Source organism: Paraburkholderia phytofirmans PsJN (assembly GCF_000020125.1).
GTDB classification, from domain to species: Bacteria; Pseudomonadota; Gammaproteobacteria; order Burkholderiales; family Burkholderiaceae; genus Paraburkholderia; species Paraburkholderia phytofirmans.
Genome location: NC_010681.1, coordinates 2,065,478 through 2,091,949, shown reverse-complemented (window position 1 = coordinate 2,091,949; position 26,472 = coordinate 2,065,478). Strand labels below are relative to the sequence as shown.

Genomic DNA, 26,472 nt, shown 5'->3' with positions numbered 1-26,472 from the left:
CCGGACTCAACGCTTCGCGCTGATCGCGACTTCCGTGCCGTCGCTGAGCGTGAGCGTTTTCGTGCTGCCGTTGACCGGCATCGTGAAGCGCACGATCTGACTGACGCTCACGTCGTTCGGACACTTGAGCGTTTTGCCGCCGGTCGTGACGGTCTTCACGCCCTTCGGCGTCTGCGCCTGGAAGCTCAACTGCACGGTCGCCGTGCCGTCGCCGGCGACCACCGGCGCGAAACGGATCTGCGTTTGCCGGATCATCGCGCCGTTAGTGTCGGTCGGCAGCGACGCATAGTTCGGGCACGCATCCGTCGCGGGAACCGGGCCGCCAGGCGGCACCGTCTTCCACGTGAAGTCGTCCGATTCGCCGGAGCGGATCGTGCGGGTTTCCTGCGAGTTGCCGAACTGTTTCGACGTGACGCGCACCGTATAGCGGATCGGGCCGTCGAGGGCGGATTGGGACGTGACCGTGATCGGCGTAGCCGCGTGAGCCAACGGCACGAGCATGCCGGGCGCAAGCGCGCATGCGAGAGAAGCGACAACTGAAACGGCGGAGAGTCTGAAGCTCATACTGTCACCTCGTTGTTGTGCCGCTGCGCGCCCGCTTCAGCGCTACTGCCCGCGCACTGACTGGCTCAATGATGCCGGCCCGCGAGACACGCAACTGTTTTAGCATGATGCCCTGCCAGTCTAACGCCAAGCGACGCTGCGCGCGCTGCCTGCGAATCGGGTGTTAACCCGCTTGCGGCGATGCGTTTTCTGCGCGTGTCGCGACTGGCGGTTGAAAGCGCGCGCCGCACCGCCCTGCTGCATATCGACGCATCGGATAGCACAGTTTGATGTGCATCAAATGAACACGGCCGGCGCGCATTGCTGCGACGCCGGCCGTGTTCCGTTGCAACCCGTTTCAGGTGAAACGCTATTTACGCCTTGAAACCTGTCAGCACCAGTTTGCCGATCGCGCGCCCTTCTTCGAGAAGCTGATGTGCGCGGCGCAGATTAGCGGCGTTGATCGCGCCGAGGTTCTGGCCGACGGTCGTGCACAGCGTGCCCGCATCGACGAGACGCGCGACTTCCGTCAACAGCTTGTGCTGCTCGATCATGTCCGGCGTGCCGAACATCGAACGCGTGAACATGAACTCCCAGTGAAACGCGGCGCTTTTTGCCTTGAGCAGTTCAACCGGCACCGGCGCGCTGTTTTCCACGATCGTGCAGATGCCGCCCTGCGGCTTGACGACCTCGGCGGCGGCCGAGAAGTTCTTGTCGGTGTCGTTGAACATCAGCACGTAATCGACCTGGTCGATGCCGAGTTGCTTCAATTGCGCGGGCACGTCGCCGAAGTGATCGACGATGTGATCCGCGCCCAGTTCCGTGGCCCATTTCGCCGATTCGGGCCGCGACGCGGTTGCGATCACCTTCAGCCTGGCGAGCTGCTTCGCCAGTTGGATGCCGATCGAGCCGACGCCGCCCGCGCCGCCGAAAATCAGCACGCTGCGGCCTTCGTCGGCGCCTTGCGGCGACACGCCCAAGCGGTCAAACAACGCTTCCCAAGCGGTGATCGCGGTTAGCGGCAGCGCGGCCGCGTGGGTGAAATCGAGCGACGCCGGCTTGTGCCCGACAATCCGCTCATCGACCAGATGGAACTCGCTGTTGGCGCCCGGCCGTGTGATGCTGCCCGCATAGAACACCGGATCGCCGACCTTGAACAGCGTGACGTCCGGGCCGACCGCGGCCACGGTACCCGCCGCATCCCAGCCGAGGATGCGCGGCGTCTCTTCGAGCTTGTCTTTCGGTGCGCGCACTTTGGTGTCGACCGGATTGACGGAGATCGCCTCGACTTTAACCAGCAGATCGCGACCGGTGGCTTCCGGTTTCGGGATCTCGACATCGACCAGAGCTTCCGCTTGATCGATCGGCAAATAGCGATAGAGGCCGACGGCTTTCATACAGGCTCCTGTTGGTTCAAATCAGTTTGAAAAGATCGCGATTTTGCGGCCGGGCTGTGGTGCCGGCTGCGTATCGGCGATTCCATGAGTGTCATCCTAGGGCGGTTCTTATTCTTTTAAAACCGTCATAATGGCTGAAACATCTTTTTGAATTTCAGAAGAATGAACCTGCCTGTTATCTCGCCCGAACGCGTGCCGCCCGGTGAACGGGAGCGGCTCGATCTGCTCGACGTCGCCCTGTTCGTGCGCGCCGCGCTGCTCGCCAACGTATCGGCGGCCGGCCGCGAATTCGGTTTGTCCGCGGCGGTGGCCAGTTCCCGCATCGCCCAACTAGAAAAGCTGCTCGGCGCGCGCCTGCTGCACCGGACCACCCGCCGCATCAGCCTCACGCAGGACGGTGAAGTCTTCATGACGCGCGCCGAAGCCCTGCTCGATGCGGCCGCCGCCGCGCGCGCGTCGGTGGGCCGGGCGCAGGCCGAGCCGCAGGGCCGCTTACGAGTCTCGATGCCGTCTTCGTTCGGACGGCAGCACGTGTCGCCGGTGATCAGCGAATTTCTGCGCCGCTATCCCGGCGTGAGCGTCGATTTACGCCTCACCGATCAGGTGGTCGATCTCGTCGACGCGGGTATCGATGTCGCGATCCGCGTCGGTGTGCTGAAGGATTCGTCACTGGTGGCGCGGCGCCTCGCGGTGAATCGGCGAGTGCTGTGCGCGGCGCCCGCTTACCTCGCCGCGCGCGGTACGCCGCATCATCCTTCGGACCTCGCGCAACACGAATGCATGATTCTGTCGGACCAGCGCGACTGGGCCTTCGTGACGCCTGCCGGACCACTCGCGGTGCGCGTGAGCGGGCGCCTCGTCACGGACAACGGCGAAGTGATCCGCGACGCCCTGCTGGCCGGGTTCGGCATCGCGCTCAAATCGACGTGGGACGTCGCGCCTTATTTGCGCAGCGGCGAACTGGTCGGCGTGCTGGACAGCTATCCGCTCGCCGAAAGCGTGGCGATCTGGGCCGTGTATCCAAGCCGTTCGTTCGTGCCGCCGAAGACGCTCGCCTTCATCGAATTCCTGGCGACGCATTTCGGCGATCCGCCTTACTGGGACAGAGAGCCGGTTTGAGACCGATGCGCCGGTTGCGGCGCCCGGATCGAGGCATCGTCAGTGCTTGTTGCCGCGTGCGCCGCCGGCTCCCTTGTCATCGGAGTTGACGTCGGTGTGTGCATCGTTCTGCGTGTTCTGCTGATACTCGTCGCCGCCGCGGCGGTCGGTGTCCTTTAACCCGCGTTCGAGGTCGCGATGCGCCTGCTTGCCGACATGGCGCGGGCCATCCTCGTGTTGCGATTCCGGATTCTGGTCGGCTTCGTGCGGCAAAGGCGAGGCTGCTTCCTGCATCGATTTGGGCTGCTTCCTGGCATGCGGGTCCGCCTGCTTGTCGCCGTCGGAGGATTGCGGTGAGGTCTTCATGGTGTAGCTCCTTGTGGTTCTGAATCGGGTCCGTCCACGCTTATTGCGCGTCATTCAGACGTTTTTTCATGGCCGCGGTGATGCGCTGACGCGTCTTTGCATAGTCCGCCCACGGGTCGCTTTTGAGTTCGGCGAGGCGCTCGTGCAGATTCTCGATGGTCCATTGATCGCCGCCCGTGGTGCCGGCGACTTCGTCCCACGCAAGCGGAACCGATACACCGAGGCCCGGACGCGCCCGCGCCGAAAATGCGGCGACTGTGCTGGAGCCGCGGTTGTTGCGCAGATAGTCGACGAAGATTTTCTGCTTGCGGTTCTGCGCGCCCATCTTCGCGCTGAAGTACTTGGGCAGCGTCGCAGCCATATGCTGCGCGACGGCTTGCGAAAAGTCCTTTACTTCGTCCCAGCCGGCCTGTTTCGCGAGCGGCACGACCACATGCAAGCCCTTGCCGCCGCTCGTCTTGCAGAACGATGTGAGGCCGAGTTCCTCGAGCAGCGAACGCGTCAGTTGCGCGGCTTCGATCATGCGTTCCCAACCTAGCGCTGCATCGGGGTCTAGGTCGAAGACTGCGCGGTCCGGTTTTTCGATATTCGATGCGACCGCATTCCACGTGTGAAATTCGACGGTGCCCATTTGCGCCGCGCCGACCAGCGCCTTGATGGTATCGACGGTGATCAGTGGCGGATGACCGGGATCGAGGCCCGGATGCTGCGTGACATTTGGAATCGACAGCTTCTGGCTGTGCTTCTGAAAAAACAGCTCGCCGCCGATGTCCTCGGGCGCACGCACCAGCGACACCGGACGGTCTTTCAGATGTGGCAGCATCCATTCGGCCACCGACTCGTAGTACTGCACGAGATCGATCTTGCGCGCACCGCTGCTTTTGTCGATGACGCGATCGGGATGCGAGATGCGCACGCCGGCGACTTCGGCGGGCGGTGCGGTGGTGGGTGATTTTGCGGTTTTGGGTTTGGCGGCTGTGGTTTTTCCGGCTGCGGCCACGTTACTACCAGAAGTTTTCCGCGCCGCGCGTTTCTTCGGCGCGTCGTCGGAGATGGAATCGGTTTGCTGTTGCACGTCGGCTCCCTGGCGAGGTGTTTCCTTGACGATCTGGCGCGCCGGCTTGTCATTGCGCAAACTCACGAACGACGCCTGACGCACGATGCCGTCACTCGTCCATTCCGCGAAATTGCATTCGGCTACGAGCACCGGTTCGACCCAATGCACCGGCGTGCGGCTGCGCTCGCGCGGCACGGCCGCAAACGGCATGCGCTTGGTCGCGTGCGCGTCGAGTTCTTTCTTGACCGAGCGCAGCAACGCCGCGTCGAAGCCGGTGCCGACGCGCCCCGCGTAATTCAAATTGCCTTTGCTGTCGTAGACGCCGAGCAGCAGCGCGCCGAATGCCGCACGACTTCCGGACGGTTCCGAATAGCCGCCTATCACGAACTCCTGACGCCGGCGGCATTTCAACTTGATCCACGTCGACGAACGGCCCGACAGATAGCCGCTATCGCGCCGCTTGCCGATGATGCCTTCCAGCGCCATGTCGCACGCGCTTCTGAGCAGGTCTTCCGCGCTGAAGTCGAAATTGTTCGAGAAACGCAGCACGCTATCGTCGACGTCTTCCATCAGAGCGTGCAGAATCGCGCGACGCTGTTCGAGCGGCACGCCGCGCAGGTCGTAGCCGTTCAGGAACGGTATATCGAACAGGTAGACGATGATGTCTTGCGGCCGGTTCGCATCGAAAGCGTTCTGCAGCGCCTGAAAATTCGGCACGCCGTTCGGGTCCAGCACCACGGCTTCGCCGTCGAGCCACGCGCTTTCGATTCCGAGCTGTTCGAACGCCTTGACCTGTTTGCTGAATTTCGCGGTCCAGTCGTTGCCGGCGCGGGTGAATACTTTGACGGCGCTCCCCTTCGCGTCCCGATCGATTCGGGCCAGCACGCGGTAACCGTCGAACTTGATTTCGTACGACCATTCGTCGCCGGGCGGCGCGGCGTCGACGAGCGTCGCCAGTTGCGGTTTGAAGGTCGTGGGCAAGCGAGCTTTCACCGCGCCCTCGATCGAGGGCGTGGCGGCGAGTTCGCGTAGCGACTGCGTGTTGCGCGTCGCCACGATATCCGGTCGTCTGGGATCCGCGCGGGTGGATGAAGCGGCTTTCGCGCTGCTTTTGCCGCCTCGTTTTGCGGTGGACTTCGCATCAGAGGCCGCGGTTTTGCGCGCGGTCTTAGATGCCGCTGTCGTCGTTTTTTCGCCTTTAGCCACCGAGGCGCTGCCGCTGAGCACGCTGCCCGGGCGCTTCTTCAGAATGTCGTAGTCGCTCTCATCGCGCGCTTCGTCGTCGCGTTCCTTGATCAGCAGCCACTGCTCCTTGTCGCCGCTGCCGCGCATATGGCTGCGCACCAGTGTCCAGCCGCCGTGCAGCTTTTCGCCGTGCAAATGGAACTTGAGTTTGCCGGCCGCGTAGGAACGCGCCGCCTCCGCCGCGCCGCCAACCGGTTCCCAGGTGCCGCGATCCCACACGATCACGCTGCCCGCACCGTAGTTGCCGGGCGGGATTTCCCCTTCGAACGAACCGTATTCGACCGGATGATCCTCGACATGCACTGCCAGCCTTTTCACCGAGGGATCGAGGCTCGGCCCTTTGGGCACCGCCCACGACAGGAGTGTGCCGTTCAGTTCCAGCCGGAAGTCGTAGTGCAAGCGCCGGGCGTCGTGTTCCTGGATCACGTATGAGAGCGCCTCGCCGGCTGCCTGGCGGGTCGTTTTCCGGCCGGCTGGTTTGCGCCTGGCGCGCGTGCCCGCCGGCTCCGGCGTGTCGTCGAAGCGGCGCTTGCGGTTGTAGAGATCGAGTCGGTCGTTCATGGCGATGACGTCGTCGTGAGTGGCTCAGGCGCGATGCCGAAGATCAGGCCGCCGCGCGACGTTTGCGGGCCGCCGGCGCGGACGCGGTCTTGGCGGTCGCACGGCCGCCGCCGCGCGTTGTTGTCTTACTCGCCGTGCGAGTCGTGCGCGGTTTCTTGCGCGCCGGCGTTTCGGTTTCGGCATCCGCGTCGGCCTCGTCGCTGTCGTCGTCCGCGGTGCGCTTGCGGCCGCCCGCCGCCGGTTTCCCCTTGCCGCGTCCCAAGCTGCGTTTGAGCAGATCGGATAGATCGAGAATATCGGCGGATTGACGCGACTCGTGCGGCGCTTCGACTTCGGTGATTTCCTCGGTCTTGCCCGCGCGAATCTTGCGATCCACCAGCGCCATGATGTCGTCGCGGAAGGTGTCGTGATACTGCGACGGATCCCACTTGTCGCTCATGTCGTCGATCAGCTTCTTCGCCATGTCGAGTTCGCGTGCGGACACGCCCGCGGCCTTCACACCGTCGGCCGGCAGCTTGAATTCGTCGAAATCGCGCACCTCCGCGGCCCAGCGCAGCGTATTCAAGGCCAACACCGGACCCACCGGAATCAGCGCCGCCAGATGCTGCTTGTTGTGCAGCACCACGCTCGCCACGCCAATCTTGCCGGACGCCTTCATGGCTTCGCGCAGCAGCGCGTAGACCTTTTCGCCTTTGCGGTCGGGCGTGAGGAAATACGGTGTGTCGAGGTAGAGAAACGAGATATCCGGGGCGTCGACGAACGCCAGAATATCGACCGTTTGCGTCGACTCGGGGTTCGCCGAGCGAATCTCGTCGTCGGAGAGCACGACGTACTTGTCCTTCTCGTACTCGAAGCCGCGCACGATGTTATCGCGCGTCACATCCTTGCCGGTGCGCTTGTTGATCTGCTTGTAGCCGATCGGATCGATCGAGCGCTTATCCAGCAGATTGAAGCCGACTTTTTCGGACTGCGTCGCCGGATATAACTGCACCGGCACGTGGACGAGGCCGAAGCTGATTGCGCCTTTCCAGATCATGTGTGGCATCGTGCGCTCCCCTGGGCCTAAGACCTGACACGAAGCAGCAAGCGTGCCACGGCCTTGCGGGCAGTGTCGGCGCGCGTCGCGGTGCGACGGGCGCCGACACAGGCTGTAAGTCTTGCGTCAGCACGGCAAAAGCTACGCCGTACGGCTCGCGACCGGTTCGAGTTCCAGCGGCACCTCGGCAAAGCCGCGAAAGCGGACGCGTCCGCCGCGCGTCGGCTCGCCGTCGAGGCGATAACGGGGAAAGCGCTGCACGAAGCGGCCGATCGCGATACGCGCCTCGAGCCGGGCGAGCGACAAGCCGGCGCACTGGTGAATGCCGAAGCCGAACGCAAGATGCCGGTTCGGATCGCGGCGAATGTCGAAGCGGTCCGGCTCCGCGAACTGTTCCGGGTCGCGATTCGCCGCGCCGATGCATAGCGTGACCGGCGTGCCGCGCGCGACCGCGACGCCGCCGATTTCCGTGCCGACGGTCGCCATGCGGTTGCCGAGCTGGTTCGAACTCTCGAAGCGCAGACATTCCTCCACCGCCGATTCGATCAGCGACGGCTCGTGCAGCAACGCCGCGCGCTGCTCCGGCCATTGCGTCAACGTGACGAGGCCGTTGCCGATCAGATTCGTGGTCGTCTCGTGGCCCGCGTTCAGAATGAAAATGCAGTTCTGCAGCAACTCCGCTTCCGACAATTGCTCGCCGCCCTCCTCGCCCTGAATCAGACGCGTCAGCACGTCATGCTGCGGGTCGCCCGGTGCGCGCCGGCGCCGTGCGACCAGATCGCGCAGATAGCCGACGAATTCGTCCACCGCGCGATTGCCGCGTTCGAACTGCGCCTCGGTCAGCGACGGTTCGAGCGCGCCGAGAATCGCGAGCGACCAGTCGCGCAACGGCTCGCGCTCCGCGTGCGGCACATCCAGCAGATTGCCGATAATCTCAACCGGAATCGCCGACGCGAACTCGCCGATCAGATCGATTCGGCCACGCTCGGCGGCAGCATCGAGCAAGCCGTCGACGAGGCGCACCAGGCCCGGCTCCATCGCCGCGATGGCGCGCGCCGTCAGCGCCCCGGCGATCAGTTTGCGCACGCGCGTGTGGCGCGGCGGGTCGTTGAACACCAGGCTCGTGGTGTGATGGGCGTAGAGCGGCGAGTCGCCGTATTTCGGCTTGAATTCGACGGTCTTGTCGGAACTGAAGGTTTTCGCGTCGCGATACACCGCCTGCACGTCGCGAAACCGTGTCAGAAAAAGTGAGCCGTCCGGCATGCGCTTGACCGGCTCGTAAGCGCGCAATGCGTGATAGACCGGATAGGGATCGGCATGGAAAGCGGGATCGAGGTGGCGCAGATCGAAGTCGCGCGCAAGAGTGGATGCGTCGCTGGCGGTCGCCGGGGGCATGCGTTGTCTCCGTAGTGGTGCGCGTCGTCATGGATGCCGGTGTGCGTTCAGGTGCCGGACGTGGCGCGCCGCGAAGAGGCGGATGCGACGGTCGGCGCGCGCAGCGGCTGCGGGGCGTCGTTCGATGCGCCAGTATGAACTGAGCGCCGCGGGATTGCACGGTGCGATGCGAGGTGTGGGCGGTGTTCGTTGCTGGTTGCCAAAGGCGCGCTGCACTGCGAGGGGCGGGCTTCCTGTCGGCTGCCACAATTGCGGTGCAGTGCGAGGTGCGGCGTAGCGTTCTCTACCGGTTGCCAAAAGCGCGATGCACTGCGAGTGCGCGGCGCAGCGCTCCCTGCCGGTTGCCAAATGCGAGGCGCACCATGAAACGCGGCGTGGCATTCGCTACCGGTTGCCAAAGGCGCGATGCTGTGCGCCTCTCCAGGCAGATCGCAAGCGGCAAGACCCACCGGCGAACCGCTACAATAGCGGGATTTTCCGCGCGCGCCGCGCGCCGTCCTTTTCCGCGTTATTGCGTCGTCGTCCATGAACCTCGTCATTCAAAGCCCCGCGCCCCTCTCCGCCGACCATCACAAAACGCTCGTCGCGCTGGCGCGCGGTTCGCACGCCAGCGTCGTCGACGCGAACGCGATTCGCATTGCCGACGCGAACGTCGCGCAGCGCGCCGACCTCGAAGTCTATTGCGGCACCCACCAACTGGACTACGCGTTTGTCGAAGCCGGCCGCCAGTTGCGCGACTTCGGACTGGTCGCGATGGACATGGATTCGACGCTGATCACGATCGAGTGTATCGACGAAATCGCCGACTTCTGCGGCCTGAAGGCGGAAGTGGCCGCGATCACCGAGGCCTCGATGCGCGGCGAGATCAAGGACTTCAACGAAAGCCTGACGCGCCGCGTGGCGCTGCTCGAAGGCCTCGATGCAAGCGCGCTGCAACGCGTGTACGAAGAGCGGCTGCAACTCTCGCCGGGCGCCGAGCGGATGCTGGCTGGCGCGAAGGCGGCCGGGCTGAAAACGCTGCTCGTGTCGGGCGGATTCAACTTCTTCACCGAAAAACTGAAGGCGCGTCTCGGCCTTGATTTCACTCGCGCCAACACGCTTGAAATCGTGGACGGCAAACTGACCGGCAAGGTCATCGGCGAGATCGTCAATGCCGATGTCAAAGCACGCACGCTGCGCGAAGCGTGCGCGCAATTGGGCATTGAACCAAGCCGCGCCATTGCCATGGGCGACGGCTCGAACGATCTGAAGATGATGGCCGAAGCCGGACTCTCCGTTGCGTTCCGTGCGAAGCCGGTGGTGCGTGAAGCGGCTAGCGTGGCGTTCAACTATGTCGGACTGGACGGGTTGTTGCGGCTGCTCTGATGGCGGTTGGATGCGCTGGCCGATGCAATGACGGCCAGCGCCGACAGCGACGTTATTTTTTCAGAACGTCTACTGCGATTAACGCCAGCATGTAAGCGAAATCGACGACACCGATGATCCCACACCACTTTACAAAGCGCGTGTGGTTTTCCTCTACGGTCAGCCACATTGTCATTTTCTTCATGGGTGCCTCCTTTAAGAAGACAAGTATAAATGCTGCACTATCTGAAAAAAACTAATTCAGATGCAAATGTAGGAATGCCAGGATAATCGCGGCGGCGCATGTGAAAAAAATCGACATACCTATCTCTACACGCGAGAAAGCCCCATCGGCAAACGGTTTTTTTCGCGGCGACGCCTTCGCTCTTGTCCGTTCGTAGTGCGTGTTGACCAGACCCGACATCACGAGGCTGGAACAGGTGAATGCCGCCACGCACAGTCCGGCTACGTAGTACGCCAGAACCGGCGCCTCGTTGCTTCCATGCGCGAGCGCCGTCACCGCCTCATAAACCGCTGACGCAAACATCCCGATCGCACACCAGAACAGTTGGCCGTCTTTGACCGAGCCGGCGATCAACGCCTTTGCGACGCGCCAGCCGTGCGCGGGCGCGACGAGCACCAGCGTGAAGATCGGGCCGATGATCGGCACGCCGAGATTCAGCAACACCCAGAAGAAAAAATTCATCGAAGCTCACCATAGTGCGGCAACCGTCAGTTGAGATACGCACCATCGTAGCGTCGAGACCGCACGCCGAACATTCGGCCGAATGGTTAGGCTTACTGGATATCTTGACAAGAAAAAAGCCCACCGGGAACATGTCCCGATGGGCTCGCTCTTCCTGCCGAAAAACGTCGTTGGGCGTTTAACTCAGCCTGGCCAGAGACTGCTCCATATCGGCACGCAAATCCGCCTCGGCTTCGAGGCCGATATAGAAGCGCACCAAGGTCCCGCTGTGCGGCCACTGCCCTGCCGTCCGCATCGACGCGACGTCGTACGGCATCGCGAGACTGTGTGCACCACCCCAGCTCCAGCCGAGCGAGAACAGTTCGAGCGACTCGCAGAACGTATCGATTTGCGCCGGGCTGTAGCGGCCGTCGAACACGACGGAGAAAAGCCCGCCCGCGCCCGTGAAGTCGCGCTTGTAAAACTCATGCCCCGGACAGTCGGAGAGCGCCGGGTGCAACACCGCGGCAATTTCCGGCCGCGTCTTCAGCCATTTCGCCAGGCCGAGCGCCGAGCGGTCATGCTGCTCGAAGCGCAGTTGCATGGTCGGCAAGCTGCGCAGAATCAGCGAGCAGTCGTCCGACGAGACGCCGATGCCCATGCGCATGCGCGCCGCCTTCAGCTTCAGATGCAGTTCGCGATCGACGGTGATCGTCGCGCCCATCAGCACGTCGCCGCCGCCCGATTGATACTTGGTGAGCGCCTGCACCGAGATGTCGACGCCGTGATCGAACGGCCGGAAACCGAGCCCCGCCGACCACGTGTTGTCGATCGCCGTGACGACGTTGCGCGCGCGCGCCGCCGCGGTGATGGCAGGCACGTCGGCCACTTCCATCGTCACCGAGCCGGGCGCCTCGAGCCAGATCAGGCGCGTATTCGGCTGGATCAGATCGGCCATGCCCGCGCCGATCATCGGATCGTAGTAGCGCACGGTGATACCGAAATCGCGCGCCAGCCAGTCGCCGTGATCGCGGTTCGGCGAATAGACGTTATCGGGAATCAGCACGTCGTCGCCAGCTTTGACGAGGCCGAAATACACATTCGAAATCGACGACAGCCCGGACGGCTGCAGCAACGCGTGATTGCCGCCCTCGATGGTGGCAAGGCGCTGCGCCAGCGCGAGCGAAGTCGGCGTGGCATGCAGGCCGTAGCGCCATTGCGCGTCGTTTTTCCAGTCGAGCGCGCGCATGGTGGCGAGATCGGGGAACACGACCGTCGACGCCCGCGTGACCGGCATCGAGAACGACTCGAAGCCCGGCGTGAGCTGGTCCTCGGCACGCACGATGCGGGTTTGCAGATCGCGTTGGAGTTTGGATTGAGTCATGGTGGGTTCTGGTGAGAAGCAGACGGAAACGGAGCGCACGTCGTGTCAGGGCGCGCGCCGCACACGCAAGCGTAGACGAGCCGGCGGGATTTCGCTCGCGAGCAAGCCCGCGAACGCTTGGGCACCGCGCGGCTGCGGCTTCACTCGCCGGTTTGCAGATTGCTGACGCCGCCCACAGCGTGGCCGCCCGTGGCAGCGGCACTCGAAGCGGGCGCAGCGGCAGCGCCCGCCGAAGGCTGCACCGCAGCCTTGTTCGTCACGGCCGCACTCGCGCTCGCCGGTGCGCCGGGCGGCGGAACCGCCTGCCCTGCCGCCAGCGGCTTCAGGTCGAAGGGCTGCGGATCGGAATCGTCGACGTTCATGCGGTCGCCCGCCACCGAGCCGTCCGCCGCGAACTTGCCGACCCAGTTGCCGGTGATATGCGTGCCGTCGTTCGATTCCTCGACTTCGAGCGTATCGCCGTCGCGGTCGCCCGCGATCAGGATCACCGCGCCGGTGTCCGTGAACTGATACTCGCCGTGCACGCCGGATGGGTCGTCGCTTTTCGGGCCGAGCTTCAGCACGATCTGGCGCGAGCCGAGCATGCCGGCGTAACGCGGGAACTTCGCGAATTCGGGGCTCGGCCTGAGTGGCAACTGGATCGGCGGGGGCGCCGCCAACTCCTTTACCGCATCGCTTTCCGCCCATGCCTGGGTGGGCAGCATCGCCGCCGCACCGGCGCACAGCAAGACAGCAGCGCTCGTCACTATCCGACCGCGCCGGCGCACCGCACCCTTGATCGCTTTCAGTTCCCGCATCCTTCCTTTCCTCATTACTCAATACCGCTTACTGACGACATGCCACGCTTCAGATCCGTTCGAAGATCGCCGCGATGCCTTGCCCGCCGCCGATACACATCGTGACCAGCGCATAACGCCCGCCGATCCGCTGCAACTCGTACAGCGCCTTGACGGTGATAAGCGCACCGGTCGCACCGATCGGGTGGCCGAGCGAAATGCCCGAGCCGTTCGGATTGACCTTGGCCGGATCGAAGCCCAGTTCCTTGCTGACCGCGCAGGCTTGCGCGGCGAACGCTTCATTGGCCTCGATCACGTCGAGGTCGGCGACCGTCAGCCCGGCGCGTTCGAGCGCGCGGCGGGTGGCCGGCACCGGGCCGATGCCCATGTACGCCGGATCGACGCCGGCATGCGCGTACGACACCAGCCGCGCCAGCGGCTTGATGCCGCGCTGTTCGGCAAGGCTGCGCTCCATCAGCACGACAGCCGCGGCGGCGTCGTTGATGCCCGACGCATTGCCCGCCGTCACCGTGCCGTTTTCTTTCGCGAACACCGGCTTCAGCTTGGAGAAATCTTCCGGCGATGCGCTCATGCGCGTGTGTTCGTCCGTGTCGAACACGACGTCGCCTTTCTTCGACGGGATCGTGATCGGCAGGATCTGTTCCTTGAAGTAGCCGCTCGTGATCGCGTTGGCCGCGCGGCGATGCGATTCGAGGGCGAGCGCGTCTTGTGCTTCGCGCGAAATGTCGTATTTGCGCGCGACGTTCTCGGCGGTCACGCCCATATGGATCGACTGGAACGGGTCGTTCAGCGCGCCGACCATCATGTCGACGAGGCGCGCGTCGCCCATGCGCTGACCGAAGCGCGCGGCCGGCATGGAGTAAGGCGCGCGGCTCATGTTTTCCGCGCCGCCGCCGATCGCGATGTCAGCGTCGCCGAGCAGCACGCTTTGCGCGGCTGAAACGATGGCTTGCAACCCGGAGCCGCACAGCCGGTTCACGGTCAACGCCGGCGCATGTTGCGCGACGCCGCCGTTGATCGCGGCCACGCGCGCCAGGTACATGTCTTTAGGTTCGGTATGCACGACGTTGCCGAACACCACGTGGCCGACTTCGTCGCCCGACACGTTGGCGCGCGCCAGCACTTCGCGCACCACGCGCGCACCGAGATCGGTCGGCGAAAAGTCTTTCAGACTGCCGCCGAACCCGCCGATTGCCGTACGCACACCGCTCACCACCACTACGTCCCGTTGCATCGCTCGCTCCTCTTTTAGTCTCTCAAGATGATCTTGCCTCGGCGGGCCGCGCTCTGTAGCGCGTGTGTTCAGCCCGCCAGAAGTTGTTCGACGGTCGCGCGCGAAGGAATCGGCGCCACCGCGCCGTAACCTTGCGTGGACAGCGCCGCGGCGACGTTCGCATAACGCGCCGCGGTGAATGGATCGTCACCGGCGACGATGCGCGCGATGAACGCGCCGCCGAAGCAGTCGCCCGCACCGGTTGCATCGACGGCATTGACGACGTGGCCCGGCACGACGCGCCGCTCGTTTGGCGTCGCGATATACGAGCCCTCTTTGCCGAGCTTTAGCGCAACCACGCTCGGCCCGTGCGACAGCAGGAAATCGACGATCTCGTCGCGGCCGGTCAGGCCCGTGAGGTCGGTGACGTCGTCCCAGCTCGGCAGGCAGATATCGGTCTGGCGGATGGCTTCGAGCATCACCGCGCGCGCCCGCGCGAGCGGCCACAGCTTCAGACGCAGATTAGTGTCGAAGCTCACGCGCACGCCGTTGGCGCGCGCATGCGCGATCGCTTCGAGCGCCGCGTCGCAGGCGCTCAGGCTGATCGCGAGGCTGATGCCGGACAGATGGATCACCTTGGCCGCGGCGATCGCGTCGAGCGGCAAATCGTGCGGCGCGTAGCGGCTCGCGGCCGAGCCGGCGCGCAGATAGTCGAACGCGTGGCCATTTGGGCCGTGCGACACGAAATACACCCCCGTGGACGCCTGCGGATCGACGCGCACCAGCGACGTGTCCACCTGCTCACGTTCCCACAGATCGACCAGCAAACGCCCAAAATGATCCGCGCCGACCGCCGACACGAAACCGGTCTGCGCGCCTTGCCGCGCGGCCGCGATACAGAAGTTCGACGTATCGCCGCCGAAGCCCTGCAGATAGTTCGGCTGGTCTTTCGCCGACTGATTGAACTCGATCATCGCCTCGCCGAGCGCGAGGATCTCGGGACGCCCCGTTTGCGGCGCTGCAGTCATGCTGACCGTCATCGATTACACCTCGCCCCACAGGTCGTGACCGTCGGCGCCGGTGATCTTCACCGACACGAAATCGCCGACCTTGTAGCGCTTCGACGCCTTCGCAGCCGGCGCGATATACACGACGCCGTCGATCTCCGGCGCGTCAGCCGCGGTGCGGCCGATGCCGCCGTCCGCGTTGATCTCGTCGACCAGCACCTTGAGCGTCTTGCCGACCTTCTTCGCGATACGCTTGGCCGACACTTCTTCGGCGACTTCCATGAAACGCGCGCGGCGTTCTTCGCGCACTTCGTCGGGCAAGGCGCCGTCGAGTTCGTTAGCCGTCGCGCCTTCGACCGGCGAATAGGCGAAGCAGCCCACGCGATCCAGTTCCGCCTCGCGGATGAAATCGAGCAGCGTCTGGAATTGCTCTTCAGTCTCACCCGGGAAGCCCGCGATGAACGTGCTGCGAATGGTCAGATCCGGGCACATCTCGCGCCATTTCTTCACGCGCTCCATCACCTTCTCGGCGTTGGCCGGGCGCTTCATGCGCTTCAACACTTCCGGATGCGCGTGCTGGAACGGCACGTCGAGGTACGGCAGCACGTGGCCCTTGTACGGGCCTTCGGCCATCATGGGAATCACTTCGTCGACGCTCGGATACGGATACACGTAATGCAGACGCACCCACGCGCCGTATTGCGCGGCGAGTTCGCCGAGCGCGCCGACCAGATCGGTCATGCGCGTCTTGATCGGCTTGCCGTTCCAGAAACCCGTGCGGTATTTGACGTCGACGCCATAGGCGCTCGTGTCCTGCGAAATCACCAGCAGTTCTTTTACGCCCGACTTGAAGAGGTTTTCCGCTTCGAGCATCACGTCGGCAACGGGGCGCGACACGAGGTCGCCGCGCATGGACGGGATGATGCAGAACGTGCAGCGGTGGTTACAGCCTTCGGAAATTTTCAGGTACGCGTAATGGCGCGGCGTGAGCTTCACGCCGGCGGCCGGCACCAGGTCGACGAACGGATCGTGCGGCTTCGGCAGATGAGTGTGCACGTGTTGCATCACTTCGCCGAGCGCGTGCGGGCCGGTCACGGCCAGCACCTTCGGATGCACTTCTTCGATCAGCCCCGAGCCGCTCGCGCTTTTCTTAGCGCCGAGACAGCCGGTCACGATCACCTTGCCATTTTCGTTGAGCGCTTCGCCGATCGCGTCGAGACTTTCCTGCACTGCTTCGTCGATGAAGCCGCAGGTGTTGACGACCACGAGGTCCGCGCCGTCGTACGTGCCGGAAATCTCGTAACCTTCGGCGCGCAGTTGAGTGATGATCTGCTCGGAATCGACCAGGGCTTTCGGGCAGCCGAGGCTAACGAATCCGACCTTCGGCGTGGCAGTCGGGACAATCGGGGGTGTGGCAGACATGGGGACCGCTTGAAGACGTTAAACCCTGAATTGTAGCGGTTCGCCAAGGCTGCCGCTCGTAAGTCTTTGAATTTTCGCCCTCAAACGACCGCGAGGTCCGCTGGATCGCGCTGCGAAAGCCGCCCGGATCGATGTGTCGCCATTGATTGACCAACGCCCAAAGCACGCTCGATCACGTCCTGAATTTCCTGCGAATCCTGCACCCGGCGGATCGCCGCATGCAACTCGGCTGCCTGCGGCCAGGTCCGCTGCAGATAGCTGAGCCATTTTTTGACGCGCCCATGCTCGTGCCGGGAGGCAACACGAGCCTGCAATTTCCGCAGATAACCGGCCATGTGGCCTAGCACGTCGCGCCAGTCCTCGTTGGACGGGGAGCGGTCCATCAGTCCGCGGATCCTCAGCGCCAGGAAAGGGTCCGAAACGGCGCCGCGTCCAATCATCACGTCGTCACAACCGCTGACCGCGCGGCAGCGCTCCCAGTCGGTCACCGTCCAGACTTCTCCGTTCGCGATGACCGGTACGTCCACGGCGGCGTCGATACGCGCGATCCACTCCCAGTGGGCGGGCGGCCGGTAGCCGTGATCGCGCGTTCTGGCGTGCACGACGAGCGAGGCCGCGCCGCCTTCCGCGAGCGCCGTGGCGCAGTCGATTGCAAGCGATGTATCGGACACGCCGAGCCGCATTTTTGCCGTCACGAGGATGTCGGCCGGCACCGCGGCGCGTACCGCCGACACGATCCGGTTCAGTTGTTCAGGATCGGCCAGCAGCATGGCTCCGCCGCCGTGCTGATTCACGACCTTGGCGGGACATCCGAAGTTCAGATCGACTCCATGCGGCGACAAGGTAGCCGCGTGGGCTGCGTTCAGCGCCATCCATTCGGGGTCGCTGCCGAGCAGTTGGACCACCATCGGCGTGCCGTTCGGCGTGTGGCCTGCGTCGAGCACCTCGGGAGCTTCACGCTCGTAGACGCGGGTAGGAAGCACCGAACCCGTCACGCGGATGAACTCGGACACGCATCCGTCGAATCCGCCGATGCCGGTCAGCACGTCGCGCAAGACGTAGTCCGCGAGACCTTCCATGGGGGCGAGATAGAGGCGGCTCATGCGGAAATGAGCGCCGGGAAGTGGCGCGTTTCCTGAGGACAGGTGGGGCATCCGTAAAACATGAGTTCGACGCTCGGAATGGGGATGAAATTGGCGGCCAGAGCGCCCTCTCCGAGGAAATGCCCCACACACGCAGCCCGCGATTGTACCGCGCGGCCAACGGATCGCCCGCGGCCAGCCGCCCACTCCTGGCGAAGGCCGCGCTCGCGACGCGTCAAACCTCCGGGGCGCTTCCCGACGATGCCCCAACGCCGGAGCACCCCGCTCGCAGGATCGCCCTACTTCTTCTCCGCTTCCGGATCAACCTCCGGGTTGCCGTGCGGATTGGCCGGCGCATTCCCAGGATTGCCGGCATTGACCGCGCCGCCCGGCGTAAACGGGAACGTGGCGAACATCGATTTCGCCTGGTTCTGCATCTGCTCCTGCATCTGCACGAACATGTTCTTCGACTGCTCGATGTAGCTGGTCATCATGCCCTGCATCATCGGCGCCTGCATGTTCATGAACTGCGACCAGACCTCGGGGTTCATGGCCTTGCCTTCATACAGGTTCTTCGACTGGTCGGCGAGCTTTGCCTGAATGTCGATGAAGGCCTGGATGTTCTTTTCCAGATACGTGCCCATCATGCCCTGCATCGCATGACCGTAGAAGCGGATGATCTGCGACAACATCGACGACGAGAACATCGGCAAGCCGCCGCTCTCCTCTTCGAGAATGATCTGCAACAGGATGGCGCGCGTCAGATCCTCGTTGCTCTTCGCATCGATGACCTTGAAATCCTCCTGATCCAACACGAGCTGTTTGACGTCCGTCAGCGTGATGTACGTGCTTGTCTCGGTATCGTAGAGCCGACGATTCGGATATTTCTTGATCAGTCGTTCGGCTGTTTTCTTTGTAGTAGTGGTCATGTAACGCCTTTGAGCGCAAGTTAAGCGCGGAAACGGCGTCAGCGGCTGCGCAATCGGGCCTTTGCGCAGTCGAGACGCCGCCGAACCATCTGAGCCGAAGCGCGCTGCCTTGTGAGCGACGCGCCGGTGACTCAGCCCATATGCAAACCGCCGTTCAGCGAAAAATCAGCGCCCGTGGAGAAACCCGATTCATCCGATGCCAGCCATGCCACGATCGAGCCGATTTCGTCCGGCTGGCCGAGACGGCGCACCGGAATCGTCGCGACGATTTTTTCCAGCACGTCGGGGCGGATCGACTTGACCATATCCGTGCCGATGTAGCCCGGCGACACGGTGTTGACCGTCACGCCCTTGGTGGCCACTTCCTGCGCCAGCGACATCGTGAAGCCGTGAATGCCGGCCTTCGCGGTCGAATAGTTGGTCTGGCCGAACTGGCCCTTCTGGCCGTTCACCGACGAAATGTTGATGATGCGGCCAAAGCCACGCTCGACCATGCCGTCGATCACCTGCTTGGTGACGTTGAAGAGGCTGGTCAGGTTGGTGTCGATCACCGCCGTCCAATCTTCATGCGTCATCTTGCGAAACACGACGTCGCGCGTAATGCCGGCGTTGTTCACCAGAATGTCGATCTCGCCGACTTCGGCCTTGACCTTGTCGAACGCGCTCTTGGTCGATTCCCAGTCGCCGACGTTGCCTTCGGACGCGACAAAATCGAAGCCCAGCGCTTTCTGCTCTTCGAGCCACTTCACGCGGCGCGGCGAGTTCGGGCCGCAGCCCGCGACGACCTTGTAGCCCTCTTTGTGCAGCCGCTGGCAAATGCTCGTGCCGATGCCACCCATCCCGCCCGTTACGTACGCAATTCGCTGTGTCATAACCTACACTCCGTTATCGTTTTCGAGGCGCCGAGTGGCTGCCTCTTTCCTCGCCTGTGCTTCATCTCCGCTGCCGCCGGGCGACCGGCTGACGAGGCCTCCGCTGTCCGCGCGCCACAGCGCGCGCCAACGTTCCGTTCGACGCATGGCCGACGCCCGCGGCGCCCGCCACGCGCCCTTGCTCAGGCGCGCTCCAGCGCCAGCGCGACACCCATGCCGCCGCCGATACACAGCGACGCCAGCCCTTTCTTCGCATCGCGCTTCTGCATTTCGTGCAGCAGCGTGACGAGAATCCGGCAACCGGACGCGCCAATCGGATGGCCGATCGCAATCGCGCCGCCGTTCACGTTGATCTTCGACGTGTCCCAGCCCATTTGCTGATTCACGGCGCACGCCTGCGCGGCAAACGCCTCGTTGATTTCCATCAGGTCCAGATCGGCCGGCGTCCAGCCCGCGCGTTCCAGACAGCGGCGCGAGGCCGGTACCGGGCCCATGCCCATCACCTTCGGATCCAGACCCGAGGTGGCGTATGCCTTGATGCGCGCGAGCGGCTTGAGGCCGAGCGCTTCGGCCTTCTTCGCCGACATCACCAGCACCGCCGCCGCGCCGTCGTTCAGGCCCGACGCGTTAGCCGCCGTCACCGAGCCTTCCTTCGAGAACGCCGGCTTCAGGCCGGCCAGCGATTCAGCCGTCACGCCATGGCGCACGAATTCGTCCGTGGCGAAACGCAGCGGCTCGCCCTTGCGCTGCGGAATCTCGACCGGCACGATTTCGTCATCGAAACGGCCTGCTTTCTGCGCGGCTTCCGCCTTGTTCTGCGACAGCGCCGCGAACGCGTCCTGCTGCTCGCGCGTGATGCCGTATTCCTTGGCGACGTTCTCAGCCGTCACGCCCATGTGGTACTGGTTGTAGACGTCCCACAAGCCGTCGACGATCATCGAGTCGATCAGCTTCGCGTCGCCCATGCGGAAACCGTCGCGCGAACCCGGCAGCACATGCGGCGCCGCGCTCATGTTTTCCTGACCACCAGCCACCACGATATCCGCGTCACCCGCGATGATGGCGTTGGCTGCGAGCATCACGGCCTTCAGGCCCGAGCCGCACACCACGTTGATCGTCATGCCGGGCACAGCCGTAGGCAAGCCGGCCTTGATCACAGCCTGACGCGCCGGATTCTGGCCCGAGCCAGCGGTAAGCACCTGACCCAGGATCACTTCGCTTACCTGCTCCGGTTTCAGACCGGCCCGCTCGAGGACGGCGCGAATCACGGTGGCGCCGAGTTCGGGTGCGGCGATCTTCGCCAGCGACCCACCGAATTTGCCCACTGCCGTACGGGCGGCCGATACGATCACAACATCAGTCATTTCCATATCCTCCGGGCGGTCGGCCGGATGCGCCGCTGCCCGTCAAGTTAAAAATCTCGTTGCTCTTAGTTGCTCTTAGTCACGCGCCAACTCAATCAGACGCTCATTCACACCGCGAACAACCGCGCCATGAAGCGCTTCCAAACCTACTCCCGTTGCCGCACGTAACGTCCCGGCGCCGGCTCGATCACAGGATAGTCAGCCGAGCCTGCCGTGGCACGCGGCTTCACCTTCTTGCCACCGTACTGGTCGAGCCATGTGGTCCATTCGGGCCACCAGCTGCCGGGGACTTCGGTTGCCTGATCGAGCCATTCTTCCGGGTTCTCCGGCAACGTCTTGACGTCGCCTTCCAGCATCCAGAAGTTGCGTTTTTTCTTCGCAGGCGGATTGATCACACCCGCGATGTGACCCGACGCGCCGAGCACGAACTTCAACGGCCCGCTGAGGAGCGGCACCGACGCGTACGCCGTTTGCCACGGCACGATATGGTCTTCGCGTGAGCCGTAGATGAAGGTGGGCACGTCGATCTTCGACAGATCGATCGGCTGGCCGCAAGTGGTCAACGCGCCCGGCTCGCGCAGACGATTCTCGAGATACGTATTGCGCAGATACCAGACATACATGGGGCCCGGCAGGCTGGTCGAATCGCTGTTCCAGTACAGCAGGTCGAACGGCACCGGCGTGCGGCCTTTAAGGTAATTGTCGACGACGTAGTTCCACACCAGATCGTTCGGGCGCAGGAACGAGAACGTGTTGGCGAACTCGATGCCGCGCATCAGCCCCGGCGGCGTACCGTTCTTGCCGCCGATGGTCTGCTCGCGCATCTGCACATGCTGTTCGTCGACGAACACGTCGAGCACGCCCGTGTCCGAGAAATCGAGCATGGCGGTGAGCAGCGTCATGGACGCGGCCGGATGTTCGCCGCGCGCGGCGGCCACCGCCAGCGCCGCGGCGAGCATCGTGCCGCCGACGCAGAAACCGAGCGTATTGATCTGCTCGCGGCCGCTGATCTTGCTGACCGTATCGATAGCGGTCAGCACGCCCTCGCCGATGTAGTCGTCCCACGTTTTATGCGCGATCGATTGATCGGCATTGCGCCACGAAATCAGGAACACCTGGTGTCCCGAATCGAGCCCGTGAGCGACCAGCGAATTCTCGGGCTGCAGATCGAGAATGTAGAACTTGTTGATGCAAGGCGGCACGATCAGAAGCGGCCGCTCGCGCACGGTCGCCGTGCGCGGCTTGTACTGGATCAACTGCATCAGGTCGTTTTCGAACACGACCGAGCCTTCGGTGTTCGCGAGATTTTCACCGACCACGAAACCCGATTCGTCGGTCTGCGAGATCTTGCCGCGCTGCAAGTCGCCGAGCAGGTTCATCACGCCCTGGCGCAGGCTCTCGCCCTTGCTGTCCAGCAAAGTCTTTTGCGCTTCGGGATTCAAGGCGAAGAAGTTGCTCGGCGAAGCCGCCGCGGTCCATTGCTGAACAGCGAAACGGATGCGTTCGCGCACCTTGGGTTCGGTGTCGAGCGCGTCGACCATTTCCTGCAGATAGCGCGCGTTCAACAGATACCATGCCGCGGTGAAGGCATAGGCCGGCGCCGAACTCCATGCGTCGGAACTGAAGCGGCGGTCCTTGAGTTGCGGCGCCTGAGTGGCTGACGTGGTGGCTTGCTGGATCAGCTCCATTGCCTCGCGCGAATAATCGGCCTGCAACTTCTGCAGACGCTCGGAGGGAATGGCCGCAGTCGGAATATTCAGGCCAGCGAAGGACGGCATGCCAGGCATCGATCCCGCCGCCAGCTTGCTGAAGTCCGGCATGCCGGGAAACGACGGTATTTGAGGGAAACCCTGCGGCAAGCCCATTTGCGGCATTTGCATCGGCATCTGCGGCATGGCGAAAGGCATGCCGCTGCCGCCGGGCGATGTGCCGAGCGAACGCCATGCGTTCATCCATGCGTCGACAAACTGCTGCATGCCTGCGGCCGGAGTTGCACCGCTCGTACCGGCCTGCTGCGTGTGCTCCGTCGAGGAGTCCGTGCTGGGGGAAGCTGAGGGATGTGAAGCTGCCATACCTGCTTTTGACCGGTAAGTCCTTGCGGACGGGTTGAGAGGCAGGTTCGTGCGCACGTGAGCAAATGCTCGCGACCTCGTCACGCCCTGTCCCTTGTACGAGGAGCCGTGAGGAACATTCTTGCTCCCCATCGCAAGGCATGTCAATGCTTGTTCCCGATTTTGCCGCAGTGCGATAATTTTTTAATTATCGTTTTCCCTGTGTAGAAGATCGCGCTTTTGGAACATGCATAGGTCAAGGCCCACGAGAACGCAAAAAGCTCCCAAATTGCATAGGCTTATGTGCATTTATCCGTTCGCGCGCGGACAGTTTTGGCGGCAGATTTACGCCAGCGTGCGAATTCCGGCAGCGCAGCAAAAACGCCCGCGCCTCTCCGAATAAACCCTCATACGGGTGCTCGCGGGCAAGGGTCCAGCGAGGTGTGACAATGCTCAGACAAGCATGCCGCATGCATGTCGTCGCGCCGTGTCGACGTCATCCGTGCGGGCATGGGTGTGTTGAATATCGCGAGAAAATGGACGCGCATGAGGCGCGTCGCGAGTTAGTCCGCGATCGACTGCGCCTGATCGTCAAGCCAGATCATCGCGGCCATGCGGCCGGTCTCGCGATCGCGGCGATAGGAATAGAAACGCTCACGTTGCGTGACCGTGCAGAGATCGCCGCCGACAATGCGCGTCACGCCTAGCCGCTGCAGACGCAAGCGCGCCAGCGCAGGGAGATCGGCGAGATATTTGCCGGGATTGTGCGGGTGCTCGACAAAGGCGTTGGCCGTTGCATCGCGTTGTGCGGCACCCACGCCGTTCATGAAGGCGTCACGCACGTCTGCGCCGACTTCGAAGGCGGTGGGACCAATCGACGGACCGAGATAAGCGTGCAATGCGCCCGCCTCCACGCCGGCGAGTTCGGCGACGCGCTGCGCCGTCTGTTCGACGATGCCCGCTGCCAGTCCGCGCCACCCGGCGTGCGCCGCGCCGACCGCGCGGCCCGCTTCGTCGCACAACAGCACCGGCATGCAATCGGCCACCATCACGACGCACACGATGCCGGGACGATCGGTGACGCTGGCATCGGCGCGCGTCGGTGCGCCGTTCGCATGCGCTTGCGCGAGCACGTCTTCCGCTCGCACGATGCCGGCGCCGTGAATCTGTTCGAGCCAGGCGGCCTCGCTCACGCCGGCCAGCTTCAATAGACGCTCACGGTTGGCCGCGACCGCTGCCGGATCGTCGCCGGATTTCATGCCCAGATTCAGGCCGCCGGGCAAGTCCGCGCCGTTTTGCCAGCGGCCGAACGGCGCTTCGCTCACGCCGCCGTCACGCGTGGTGACGAGCGCGCGCACGCGCGGCGAGACATTCCATGCGGGTTGCACGACATCGGCAAAGCTTAGTTCGGGTACGGTCATGCGTGGTCGTCCTCGTTGTGATCGTCGTGGTCGCCGTGGTCGTCGGCTTCATCGTCGGCGTCGTCGTGATCGAAGGCGCCGTCTTCATCGGCGTCCTCGTCGAGCGACGCGTCGTAGTCGTCTTCCTCGTAGTACGTCTCGTCGAACTCGCCCGCGTCGTCGCGGCCGAGGCCGAGCGCCGCCGACAGCGCCTCCATATCGGCCGGCGCATCGGCACGCCATTGCATCGTGCGGCCGGTCTGCGGATGGATCAGGCCGAGGCGCCATGCATGCAGCGCCTGGCGCGCGAAACCGTCGGGCAGCGGCGTGACCGAGCGTTTGCCGCGCGCGCGCCCATACACCGGATCGCCGAGCAGCGGATGACCAATGTGCGCGCAATGCACGCGAATCTGATGAGTGCGCCCGGTTTCCAGATCGCAATGAATCGCGGTCACCGGCTGACGCTGCCAGATCGCCGAATCCACGCGCCGGAAATGCGTGCGCGCGGGCTTGCCCGACGCGCTCGTGACCACGGCCATGCGCGTGCGTTCGCGCGGATCGCGGCCGATCGGCGCGTCGATCGTGCCTTCTTCGGGCATGTTGCCCCACACCAGCGCGAGATAACGGCGCTTCACCGTGCGCGCCTGCAACTGGCGCACAAGGTCGGTCTGCGCCTCGAGCGTGCGCGCCACCACCATCAGACCGGAGGTTTCCTTGTCGAGCCGATGCACGATGCCCGCGCGCGGCAGGCCCGCGGCGGCGTCGCCGTAGCGGTACAGCAGGCCGTTGAGCACCGTGCCGCTCCAGTTGCCGGCCGCCGGATGCACGACCATGCCGGCCGGTTTGTTGATGACCACCAGCGTGTCGTCTTCATAGACGATTTCGAGCGGCACCGGCTCCGGCGTGAACGCGAGCTGTTCGGGCAGCAGATCCGGCACGAGCTCGATGGTCGCGCCGAGCGGCACCGGCTGGCGGATTTTCGCGGGCTTGCCGTCGATCCGCACGCGCTCGGCCTCGATCCAGCTTTGCAGGCGATTGCGCGAGAACTCGGGAAAAACCCGCGCGAGCACCTTGTCGAGGCGCTCGCCGGCCAACTCGTCGGGCACGACGACGCTGCGCGGCGTTTCGTCCGCCACGCGGCTCGCCACGGTCGGCACATGGCTGGGCAGAGCGGCGGCGGCGAGCGCGTCGCTGCCGAGATCGTCGTCGAGGGAATCGACGCCCAACGCGTCGGAGGGGTCAGCGCTTACGCTATAATCTTTGTTGCTATTCCCGGCACCGGTTGCGGTACCTGGAGTATTTGAGCGGGTCATTGAGTCTGGGTCACCTGGACGTAAAGCTAGACTGGAAAATGCGAGCCTTGAACACCATCACTAAAGCGGCGATCAATTTGGCGGCCATCAAGAAGGCGGCCCGGAAAGTGGCCGGATACATTGCGTGCGCCGCAGCCGTCGCCGTTGTCGCGGCTTGCCACGGCCTGCCGGAAAAGACCGACGAGACGGCAACGTGGAACAACAACAAATTATATACGGAGGCGAACGACGCCCTGAGCGGTGGTGACTTCGGCAAGTGCGCCAAGTACTTCGAAATGCTCGAGGGTCGCGATCCGTTCGGCCACTTCGCCCAGCAGGCGCAGATCAACGTCGCGTACTGCAACTGGAAAGACAACGAAAACGCCGCCGCCGACCAGGCTATCGACCGCTTCATCCAGCTGCATCCGGATCATCCGGACATCGCTTACGCGTACTACCTGAAGGGCATGATTCACTTCAACGACGACCTCGGTCTGTTCGGCCGCTTTTCCGGCCAGGACATGAGCGAACGCGATCCGAAGTCGCTGCGCGAGTCGTACGACGCGTTCAAGGTCGTGGTGGACAAATATCCGAACAGCAAGTATGCGCCGGACGCCGCGCAGCGCATGCGCTATATCGTGAACGCGCTGGCGTCACACGAAGTCCATGCGGCGGATTACTACTACCGCCGTGGCGCCTATGTCGCCGCAATCAATCGCGCGCAACTGGCGCTTACGCAATACAAGAACGCACCGGCTATCGAAGACGCACTGCACATCATGATGCTGTCGTATGAGAAGCTGAACCAGCCGCAACTGGCCGACGACACGAAGCGCGTGCTGGCCGGCACCTTCCCCGACAGCCCGTACATCACGGGTCATGCACGGCCGGGAACGGAAAAGTCGTGGTGGCAGTTCTAAGTTTCTCCGCGT

Annotated in this window: 23 protein-coding genes; 3 read left to right on the top strand and 20 right to left on the bottom strand. The window is 63.8% G+C overall.

Annotation, left to right across the window (positions count from 1 at the left end):
• Positions 1–6: 6 nt before the first annotated feature.
• The gene (locus BPHYT_RS09235) at positions 7–564 is read right to left on the bottom strand and encodes a DUF6013 family protein (RefSeq protein WP_012432873.1); all 558 of its coding nucleotides are present in this window, start codon (positions 562–564) and stop codon (positions 7–9) included.
• 353 nt (positions 565–917) lie between these two features.
• On the bottom strand, positions 918–1,940 hold the full coding sequence (locus tag BPHYT_RS09230) for a zinc-binding alcohol dehydrogenase family protein (protein ID WP_012432872.1): 1,023 nt from the start codon (positions 1,938–1,940) through the stop codon (positions 918–920).
• Positions 1,941–2,102: 162 nt separating this feature from the next.
• Here BPHYT_RS09230 and BPHYT_RS09225 point away from each other — a divergent pair, with 162 nt between their 5' ends.
• On the top strand, positions 2,103–3,059 hold the full coding sequence (locus BPHYT_RS09225; protein WP_012432871.1) for a LysR family transcriptional regulator: 957 nt from the start codon (positions 2,103–2,105) through the stop codon (positions 3,057–3,059).
• 39 nt (positions 3,060–3,098) lie between these two features.
• Here the strand turns inward: BPHYT_RS09225 and BPHYT_RS09220 are convergent, their stop codons facing one another.
• The 4 genes from BPHYT_RS09220 to BPHYT_RS09205 all read right to left on the bottom strand — a co-directional run bounded on the left by BPHYT_RS09220 (position 3,099) and on the right by BPHYT_RS09205 (position 8,698).
• Complete coding sequence (locus BPHYT_RS09220; RefSeq protein WP_012432870.1) at positions 3,099–3,404, bottom strand: hypothetical protein; 306 nt, start codon at positions 3,402–3,404, stop codon at positions 3,099–3,101.
• Positions 3,405–3,444: 40 nt separating this feature from the next.
• The gene (gene ligD / locus BPHYT_RS09215) at positions 3,445–6,267 is read right to left on the bottom strand and encodes a DNA ligase D (RefSeq protein WP_012432869.1); all 2,823 of its coding nucleotides are present in this window, start codon (positions 6,265–6,267) and stop codon (positions 3,445–3,447) included.
• 43 nt (positions 6,268–6,310) lie between these two features.
• On the bottom strand, positions 6,311–7,312 hold the full coding sequence (ku, locus tag BPHYT_RS09210; protein WP_012432868.1) for a non-homologous end joining protein Ku: 1,002 nt from the start codon (positions 7,310–7,312) through the stop codon (positions 6,311–6,313).
• Between the two features lie 132 nt (positions 7,313–7,444).
• Complete coding sequence (locus BPHYT_RS09205; protein ID WP_012432867.1) at positions 7,445–8,698, bottom strand: cytochrome P450; 1,254 nt, start codon at positions 8,696–8,698, stop codon at positions 7,445–7,447.
• Between the two features lie 525 nt (positions 8,699–9,223).
• Between BPHYT_RS09205 and serB the strand changes: the two genes are divergently transcribed.
• Positions 9,224–10,063 (top strand): phosphoserine phosphatase SerB, encoded by an 840-nt coding sequence (serB, locus tag BPHYT_RS09200; RefSeq protein WP_012432866.1) that lies wholly within the window; start codon positions 9,224–9,226, stop codon positions 10,061–10,063.
• A gap of 52 nt (positions 10,064–10,115) precedes the next feature.
• Here the strand turns inward: serB and BPHYT_RS39440 are convergent, their stop codons facing one another.
• From BPHYT_RS39440 to BPHYT_RS09135, 14 genes are all read right to left on the bottom strand, one after another.
• Positions 10,116–10,247 (bottom strand): hypothetical protein, encoded by a 132-nt coding sequence (locus tag BPHYT_RS39440; protein ID WP_012432865.1) that lies wholly within the window; start codon positions 10,245–10,247, stop codon positions 10,116–10,118.
• Positions 10,248–10,298: 51 nt separating this feature from the next.
• Positions 10,299–10,748, bottom strand: coding sequence for a hypothetical protein (locus tag BPHYT_RS09195; protein ID WP_012432864.1), 450 nt, complete (start codon positions 10,746–10,748; stop codon positions 10,299–10,301).
• 178 nt (positions 10,749–10,926) lie between these two features.
• Positions 10,927–12,111 (bottom strand): cystathionine beta-lyase, encoded by a 1,185-nt coding sequence (locus BPHYT_RS09190; RefSeq protein WP_012432863.1) that lies wholly within the window; start codon positions 12,109–12,111, stop codon positions 10,927–10,929.
• A 140-nt stretch (positions 12,112–12,251) separates the two neighbouring features.
• Positions 12,252–12,908, bottom strand: a complete 657-nt coding sequence (locus tag BPHYT_RS09185) for a hypothetical protein (RefSeq protein WP_012432862.1) — start codon at positions 12,906–12,908, stop codon at positions 12,252–12,254.
• Between the two features lie 49 nt (positions 12,909–12,957).
• The gene (gene bktB / locus BPHYT_RS09180) at positions 12,958–14,142 is read right to left on the bottom strand and encodes a beta-ketothiolase BktB (RefSeq protein WP_012432861.1); all 1,185 of its coding nucleotides are present in this window, start codon (positions 14,140–14,142) and stop codon (positions 12,958–12,960) included.
• A gap of 68 nt (positions 14,143–14,210) precedes the next feature.
• Entirely contained in the window at positions 14,211–15,161 is a 951-nt protein-coding gene (locus BPHYT_RS09175; protein ID WP_012432860.1) for a sugar kinase, read from the bottom strand.
• Between the two features lie 3 nt (positions 15,162–15,164).
• Entirely contained in the window at positions 15,165–16,550 is a 1,386-nt protein-coding gene (gene rimO / locus BPHYT_RS09170) for a 30S ribosomal protein S12 methylthiotransferase RimO (protein ID WP_012432859.1), read from the bottom strand.
• An 80-nt stretch (positions 16,551–16,630) separates the two neighbouring features.
• Positions 16,631–17,653, bottom strand: a complete 1,023-nt coding sequence (locus BPHYT_RS09165; RefSeq protein WP_012432858.1) for a tRNA dihydrouridine synthase — start codon at positions 17,651–17,653, stop codon at positions 16,631–16,633.
• A gap of 278 nt (positions 17,654–17,931) precedes the next feature.
• Positions 17,932–18,561, bottom strand: coding sequence for a polyhydroxyalkanoate synthesis repressor PhaR (gene phaR / locus BPHYT_RS09160; protein WP_012432857.1), 630 nt, complete (start codon positions 18,559–18,561; stop codon positions 17,932–17,934).
• Between the two features lie 131 nt (positions 18,562–18,692).
• Positions 18,693–19,433, bottom strand: a complete 741-nt coding sequence (locus BPHYT_RS09155; RefSeq protein ID WP_012432856.1) for a 3-ketoacyl-ACP reductase — start codon at positions 19,431–19,433, stop codon at positions 18,693–18,695.
• A gap of 182 nt (positions 19,434–19,615) precedes the next feature.
• Positions 19,616–20,797, bottom strand: coding sequence for an acetyl-CoA C-acetyltransferase (locus BPHYT_RS09150; RefSeq protein WP_012432855.1), 1,182 nt, complete (start codon positions 20,795–20,797; stop codon positions 19,616–19,618).
• Between the two features lie 146 nt (positions 20,798–20,943).
• Entirely contained in the window at positions 20,944–22,773 is a 1,830-nt protein-coding gene (gene phaC, locus BPHYT_RS09145; RefSeq protein WP_012432854.1) for a class I poly(R)-hydroxyalkanoic acid synthase, read from the bottom strand.
• 638 nt (positions 22,774–23,411) lie between these two features.
• The gene (gene pgeF / locus BPHYT_RS09140; RefSeq protein WP_012432853.1) at positions 23,412–24,269 is read right to left on the bottom strand and encodes a peptidoglycan editing factor PgeF; all 858 of its coding nucleotides are present in this window, start codon (positions 24,267–24,269) and stop codon (positions 23,412–23,414) included.
• On the bottom strand, positions 24,266–25,561 hold the full coding sequence (locus BPHYT_RS09135; protein WP_012432852.1) for an RluA family pseudouridine synthase: 1,296 nt from the start codon (positions 25,559–25,561) through the stop codon (positions 24,266–24,268). The genes pgeF and BPHYT_RS09135 overlap by 4 nt, the downstream gene beginning before the upstream one ends.
• 38 nt (positions 25,562–25,599) lie before the next feature.
• Between BPHYT_RS09135 and BPHYT_RS09130 the strand changes: the two genes are divergently transcribed.
• Positions 25,600–26,460 (top strand): outer membrane protein assembly factor BamD, encoded by an 861-nt coding sequence (locus tag BPHYT_RS09130; protein ID WP_012432851.1) that lies wholly within the window; start codon positions 25,600–25,602, stop codon positions 26,458–26,460.
• Positions 26,461–26,472: the final 12 nt, after the last annotated feature.